Source organism: Actinomycetospora sp. (assembly GCF_055612215.1).
The window spans coordinates 1-6,626 of the sequence record NZ_JBVPVA010000789.1; the positions used below are offsets into that span (position 1 = coordinate 1).

Sequence of the window (6,626 nt, forward strand, 5' to 3'; positions counted from 1 at the left end):
GTGCCGCCGGCCTCGTCGTGGCGGGGCTCGGTGGCCAGTGCGGGCGGGTCGGGCAGGTGGGCCAGGGCCGGTGCGGCCGACGCCGTCCGGGCCGCGCTCGCGACGGCACCGAGGTGGCCGGTGATGCCCGCGAGGTCGGACTCGAGCTGCCCGCGCGCGGCGCCCACCGCGTCGGCGGCCGACGTCGACCGCGCGTGCGCCCGCTCCCGGACCGCGCCGAGGGTGGCTGCGGTCTCGTCGGCGCGGCCCAGCTCGTCGTGGCGGCGGACCAGGTCGGCGTGGGCGGAGTACTCGGGCAGGCTCGTCAGGCCCTGGCGCTCGGCGGTGGCCCGGGCGTGCTCGTCGGTGAGCTCCGCCACCGTGCGCGTCGCCGCCTCCCGGGCCGTCACGGCGCGCTCGGCCGCCGCCCGGTCGCGCTCCACCCGCCGCGCGGCGGTCCGCGCCGCGTCCACGGCGGAGGCGGCGCCCTCGACCGCCGTCATGAGCACCCGCCGGGCGTAGTCGGCGTAGACCTCGACGACCCCGTCGAGCGCGTCGGCCGTGGTCGCGAGGTCGGTGACGTTGCGGCGGTGGTCCTCGAGGTCCTCGAGCGGCTGGGCGGCGTCGGACACCGCGTCCTCGGGGACGGGCGGCAGCGCCTCGCGCAGGGTGCGCGGGAGGTCGGTGTCGATGCGGTCGCCCACCCGCGGGTTGCGGACCTGGTGCAGCAGCCGGAAGTACGCCTGCGGGTCGGTGCCGCCGAAGAAGCGGCGGGCGATCTCGGCGCGGTACTCCGCGGTCGAGGCGAACACCTGCCCGCGCGGCCCGAGCTCGCTGCGCAGCACCTCGGCCGAGAACGGGACGTCGGCCTCGGTGAGCCGGAAGTCGATCTTCGCGCGCCGGTCGGTGGAGAACCACCACGTCGTGACGCGGTCGGTGCTCCGGTTGGCGCGGATGCCGCACCCGACGGTGCGGTGCTCGGGGGGCGCACCGCCGTCGGCCTCGCGGGTGAACTCGATCCACAGGTAGCCGGTGCGCTGCGTGTCGTCGTTGTCCGACAGCATCCAGCTGCGCAGCACGCCCCGCTGCTCGCCCGCGGCGTCGATCTTGCGGACGTCGGCCTCGAGCAGGAACGGCAGCAGCATGTTCATCGCCGTCGACTTGCCCGAGCCGTTGACCCCGCGCAGCAGCAGGCGCCCGTCGGCGAAGTCCAGCACCTCGTCCTGGTACTGGTACACGTTCAGGATCCCGGCCCGCGACGGGCGCCACCGCCGGATCCGTTCCGTCTGCGCCACCCGTCGGAGGGTACGGACCACCCCCGACGGCCTCGGCCCACGCCCTGGGCCGCGGTCGGTCACATCGCGTCGAACGGGGACGGGCGCCCGACGACGGCGAGGGTCTGGCGGGGTGCCCGCGCGAAGGGGTGCTCCGGTCCGGCCGCGCGCACCGCCCGGTGCCAGGTGAGGGCCCGGGCGACGACGGCGGCGCGGCACGCGAGGTCGGCGGTGCGTACGAGCTCGTCGTGGCCCGCCAGGTCGGCGAAGCCGTCGAGGTAGGCGTCGCGGGCGGCGCGGACCACCGCGTCGTCGGGACCGACGTCGAGCGTGCGCGCGAGCCCGCCGAGGGCCACGAGCAGGCTGGCGAAGGGGTGGGCGAGCACGGCGTCGCCCCAGTCGTAGAACCGCGGCCCGTGCGCCGCGGTCGGGGCGAGGACGTTCCCGGGTGCAGGTCCTGGTGGTCGACGGTGACCAGGTCGGCGCCCGGAGCCTCGGCCAGCCGGGCGGCCCACTCCGCGACGAGGGCCCGGCGCCGCGGCACGTCGTCGTCGAGGCCGGTGACGGCGAGCGCCTCGTCGAACCGCGCGGGGAGCGCCGCCGGGGAGGCGTCCGGGACGCCCGCGTCGACGACCTCCGCGCGCGCCGGGGCGACCGCGCGCTGCAGGGCCGCGTAGACCGGCAGGGCCGCGGCGACGCCGGCCGCGACCCGCTCGGGCGGTCCGTCGCGCACCGTCGGCCCGCCGTCGGGCAGGAGCACCCAGCCGCGCCCGTCGTCGCGGGCGAGCGGGACGAGCACGGCCTGGGGGGCCCGCTGCGCGAGCACCCGGTAGAGCCGGACCTCGGCGCGCGCGGTGGGCGTGGTGACCTTGAGCCAGACCGGGCCGTCGTCGGTGGGCAGGCGGAGCACCGTCGACCACGGCCGTTCGCGGGCGGTCGGCGGGCCGGTGGGGCGCACGTGCTCGGCGGCCCAGGCGAGCGCGGGTCCGTACCGGCGCTCCAGGTCCCCCGACACCGCCTCACCCCTCCCGTGGGGAGATCATGCCCGGCGAGTCGCGTCCACCCGGAGGGATTTCCGCCGTGCTCGTCGTCCTGCCGCCGTCCGAGACCAAGGCCTCGGGCGGTCGCGGCGCGCCGCTGGACCTCGACGCGCTGTCGTTCCCGACGCTGAACCCCGTGCGCCACGCCCTGGTCGACGAGGTGGTGGCGCTCGCGGCGGACGTGCCGGCGTCGCGGGCCGCGCTCGACGTCAGCGGACACCAGGACGACGAGATCGCCCGCAACGCCGTGCTGTGGACCGCCCCGACCACCCCCGCGCTGCGCCGCTACACCGGCGTGCTCTACGACGCCCTCGACGCCCGGTCCCTGACGACGGCCGCGCGGCGCCGGATCGCGGTGTGCTCGGCGCTGTTCGGGCTCGTCATGGGCACCGACCCGATCCCGGCGTACCGGCTCTCGGCGGGCTCGGCCCTGCCGGGACGGGGCGGGCTGCGCACGGTGTGGCGCCCGGTGCTGGGTCCGGTGCTGGCGGGTCTCGACGAGCACGTGGTCGACCTGCGCTCCGGCGGCTACGCCGCGCTCGCCCCGGCGCCGGGGGCGACGACGCTCGACGTGGTCTCGGAGGGCCCGGACGGGGCGCGGACGACGGTGAGCCACGCCAACAAGACGTTCAAGGGGCACGCGGCCCGGGTGCTGGCCTCCACGCGGCGCCGGCCGAAGGACACGGGGGGCGTGCTCGCGGTGCTGGCCGACGCGGGGCTGCGCGTGGAGCGGGCGGGCGAGACGTCGCTGGTGCTGGTGGTGCCGCGGTAGGAGCGGAGCGGTCGATGGGTGAACGGCGCCGTCCTGACGTCCAGTGTCAGGAACGTGCCGTTGCTGCCGGCGGCCGCCGAGCTCCCTGGTGTGTGAACGGCGCCCACCTGACGTCCGGCGTCAGGAACGTGCCGTTGCTGCGACGGGGGATCAGGCGCCCAGCTCCGCCAGCACCGCGTCCGTGAACGCCGGCCAGGCCTCCTTGGCCCAGTCGCCGAAGTCCCGGTCCGTGAGCACCACCGCGGCCGCGTCCGCCGCCGGGTCGACCCACAGGAACGTCCCCGACTGCCCGAAGTGCCCGAACGTGCCGGGCGAGCTCGATGAGCCCGTCCAGTGCGGCGACTTGTGGTCGCGCAGCTCGAAGCCCAGTCCCCAGTCGTTCGGCTTCTGGTGCCCGAGCCCCGGCAGCACGCCGTTGAGGCCGGGGAACTGCACCGACGTCGCGTCGGCCATGGTCTCCACGGCGAGCAGGGTCGGGGCGCGCAGCTCGGCGGCGAAGCGCCCGAGGTCGGCCAGCGTCGAGGTCGCCCCGTGCCCGGGCGAACCGTCGAGCGTCGTCGAGGTCATCCCGAGGGGTTCGCACACCGCCTCGTGCAGGTAGTCGGCGAACGCGATCCCGGTCCGGTCGGCGAGGTGGTCGGCGAGCACCTCGAAGCCGGCCGAGGAGTAGAGCCGGCGCGTCCCCGGTTCGGCCATGACGCGCTGCTCGGAGAACGCCAGGCCGGAGGTGTGCGCGAGCAGGTGCCGGACGGTGGAGCCCGCCGGCCCGGCGGCCTCGTCGAGGGTGATGGCCTCCTCCTCGACGGCGAGCAGCGCGGCCACCGCGACCAGCAGCTTCGTCACCGACGCGAGCGGGAAGCGACGGTCGTCCTCGCCGTGGGTCGTCGTGCCGGAGGCGGTCACGACGGCGGCCGCCGCGTGCTCGACCGGCCAGTCGTCCACCCGGTGCAGGCTCTCCACGGGCGCCGACCCTAACCGGGGCGCGGTCGGCGGGCGCCGGACCGTCGGACGCCGCCCGGCGGGTCACACCGGCGTGGCGCGAGGGTGCCACGGACCCGGGCCGGGTAGTGACTCCGATATGCCCGACTCCGCGGGGGCCTCCCCGCCGCGTGGCCCGAACCGCTCCCCCCTCTACATCGCAGGAGCGGTCGTCGTCGCGCTTCCCGGCGTGGTCATGAGCCTCGCCGGGCTGTCGGTGTCCCCACCGGTCGACGCGCTGCTCTACGGCCTCGCGATCGTCGGGGCGGCGTTCGCGCTGTCCTGGGCGGCGGAGGCCGCCCAGGTCGACATCTCGGCCGGGCTCGCGATCGCGCTGCTCGCCCTGGTCGCCGTGCTCCCCGAGTACGCGGTCGACTTCGTCTTCACCATCCAGGGCGGCAACGCCTACGCGGCGTACGGCCCGACCTGCCTGCCGCCGGGCTCCACCGAGCAGTCCCCGTGCGGGCTGGCGCTGGCCAACATGACCGGCGCCAACCGCATCCTCGTCGGTATCGGCTGGGCCCTGGTGGTGCTGCTCGCCGCCGTCCGGCTGCGCCGTGACTCCGCCCGGGGGAGCGACGCGCACGGCGACGGCGGCACGACGCGCCGCCAGGGCCACGCCACCCGGGTCACGCTGTCGCGGACCGACTCCGTGCCGCTGGTGTTCCTGCTGCTCGCGACCGTGTACTCGCTGACCCTGCCGCTGCGGGTCAGCATCACCCTGATCGACACCGTCGTACTGGTCGCGATCTTCGTCGCGTACAGCATCCGGGTCGCCCGCGCGCCCGCCGAGGAGCCCGAGCTGATCGGGCCGTCGGCGTGGGTCGGCGAGAAGGCCGCCACGCCGCGCCGGGCCTGGTACACCGGCCTGTTCCTCGTCGCCGCCGCCGTCATCCTCGCGTGTGCCGAGCCGTTCGCCGACTCCCTCGTCGAGACCGGCACCGAGCTCGGCATCAGCCAGTTCTTCCTCGTGCAGTGGATCGCGCCGTTCGCCTCCGAGGCCCCGGAGCTGCTCGTCGCCGGGCTGTACGCCTGGCGGCTCAAGACCACCGACGCCCTCGCGGCGCTGGTCTCCTCGAAGGTCAACCAGTGGTCGCTGCTCGTCGGGACGCTGCCGCTGGTGTTCGCCCTCGCCGCGGGCTCGCTGCACGGGCTCCCGATCGACTCCCAACAGCGCGAGGAGCTGCTGCTGACCGCGACCCAGTCGTTGTTCGCCGTGGCGCTGCTCGTGACGCTGTCGATCACCGTGCCGTGGGCCCTGACGCTCGTCGGCCTGTTCGCCCTGCAGTTCGTGCTCGCCGCCGTACTCAGCGGCCCGGCCCAGGACCTGGAGCTGCTCATCATCTCCGCGATCTACGTCGTGCTCGCGATCGTGCTCTTCGTGCGGCAGCGGCGGGCACTGCTCGGACTGCTGCGCGACGGCCTGCGCACGCCCTACGTGGACCTCACCCAGGAGTCGAAGTGACCAAGCTCGCCGTCCTCTACGTGCACGGCGTCGAGATCGCCGACGACCGCTTCGCCGAGACCGCGATCCGCATGCTGCGCGAGGAGTTCGGCCGCATCGCCGGGGTGGATCCCGACGAGGCCCTGAGCATCCGCACCGCGTTCTGGGCCCCGGTCTACGAGAAGCGCCAGGAGAAGCTGCTCGACCGGATGGGCGGCACGCGTGCCCGCCGCGTGTTCGAGCTCCTCGACCGGTTGGGTGGGGCCGCCGACCGCGGCTCGGTGCCGGCCCTGCTCGGGCTGATCGCGAGCGGGCTGGTCCGCGCGCTGCCCGGCGTCCCCGGCTTCCACTTCCCGACGCTGCGGTGGTTGGTCGTGCACTACCTCGGCGACGCGATCACCTACCAGGCGGGCGCGGTCGACCGGCTGCACTACGACCAGGTGCACCGGGTCCTCGCCGCCGCCCTCCACGAGCTGGCCCTCGACGCCGGACCGGCCGCCCCGTTGTGCGTGGTGGCCCACAGCCTCGGGACGGTGGTCACCAGCGACTTCTTCTACGACCTCCAGGTGTCCGGCGGACTGCACCGCGGGCGGTCGGCCGGTGTGGCCCCGATGGTGGCCGCCGAGCTCGACGACACCCCGCTCGAGCGCGGTGAGACCCTCGGCTGGCTGCACACCCTGGGCAGCCCGCTCGCGCTCTGGGCGCAGCGCCACCCCGAGTTCGGCATGCCGATCACGGTGCCGCACCCCGAGCTGGCGCTTCACCATCCCGACGCGGGCGGGGAATGGATCAACGTGTGGGACCCGGATGACGTGATCGCCTCCCCGCTGCGGCCGTTGAACGACCGGTACGCGGAGGCCGTCGCGGAGGACCGGCCCGTGCACGTGGCGCCGTGGTGGCTGGGCTGGACGCCCCTTGCGCACCCCTTCTACTGGAACGACCACCGCGTCGTTACGCCGATCGCCACGTCGTTGGCCCGCGCCTGGCACCGGCTGCGCGTCACGACGGGGTAACGCACCCGTCTCGTCGGGCGATCTCCCGGGCGTCCCCCGCCCCCGGAGACCGGAGCCCGCGCGAGCGGCGAGGTCCCGAGCGGCCCGAGCACGGGCAGGACGACGCCCGGTGCGGCGGCCGCGACG

At 75.6% G+C, this 6,626-nt stretch carries 5 protein-coding genes and 1 pseudogene; 3 read left to right on the forward strand and 3 right to left on the reverse strand.

What is annotated here, in order from left to right; translation table 11 throughout:
• Positions 1 to 1,274 (reverse strand): annotated as a pseudogene (locus tag AC0CYZ_RS21590) (hypothetical protein); the annotation flags it as partial.
• Between the two features lie 59 nt (positions 1,275 to 1,333).
• A complete protein-coding gene (locus AC0CYZ_RS21595) occupies positions 1,334 to 1,639 on the reverse strand; it encodes a hypothetical protein (RefSeq protein ID WP_472219100.1) in 306 nt (101 codons plus the stop codon).
• A 694-nt stretch (positions 1,640 to 2,333) separates the two neighbouring features.
• On the opposite strand from AC0CYZ_RS21595, the gene yaaA reads away from it, so the two are divergent.
• Positions 2,334 to 3,065, forward strand: coding sequence for a peroxide stress protein YaaA (gene yaaA / locus AC0CYZ_RS21600; RefSeq protein WP_472219102.1), 732 nt, complete (start codon positions 2,334 to 2,336; stop codon positions 3,063 to 3,065).
• A 150-nt stretch (positions 3,066 to 3,215) separates the two neighbouring features.
• Here the strand turns inward: yaaA and AC0CYZ_RS21605 are convergent, their stop codons facing one another.
• Positions 3,216 to 4,025, reverse strand: a complete 810-nt coding sequence (locus AC0CYZ_RS21605) for a serine hydrolase domain-containing protein (protein ID WP_472219104.1) — start codon at positions 4,023 to 4,025, stop codon at positions 3,216 to 3,218.
• Positions 4,026 to 4,143: 118 nt separating this feature from the next.
• Here AC0CYZ_RS21605 and AC0CYZ_RS21610 point away from each other — a divergent pair, with 118 nt between their 5' ends.
• Both AC0CYZ_RS21610 and AC0CYZ_RS21615 read left to right on the forward strand, forming a co-directional pair.
• Entirely contained in the window at positions 4,144 to 5,508 is a 1,365-nt protein-coding gene (locus tag AC0CYZ_RS21610; RefSeq protein WP_472219106.1) for a sodium:proton exchanger, read from the forward strand.
• The gene (locus AC0CYZ_RS21615) at positions 5,505 to 6,500 is read left to right on the forward strand and encodes a hypothetical protein (protein WP_472219108.1); all 996 of its coding nucleotides are present in this window, start codon (positions 5,505 to 5,507) and stop codon (positions 6,498 to 6,500) included. Before AC0CYZ_RS21610 ends, AC0CYZ_RS21615 begins: the two co-directional genes overlap by 4 nt.
• The last annotated feature ends 126 nt before the right edge of the window (positions 6,501 to 6,626 follow it).

Excerpts from the sequence above, each read along its gene's own strand:
- AC0CYZ_RS21610 (WP_472219106.1), top strand. The coding sequence starts at position 4,144 with ATGCCCGACTCCGCGGGGGCCTCCCCGCCGCGTGGCCCGAACCGCTCC.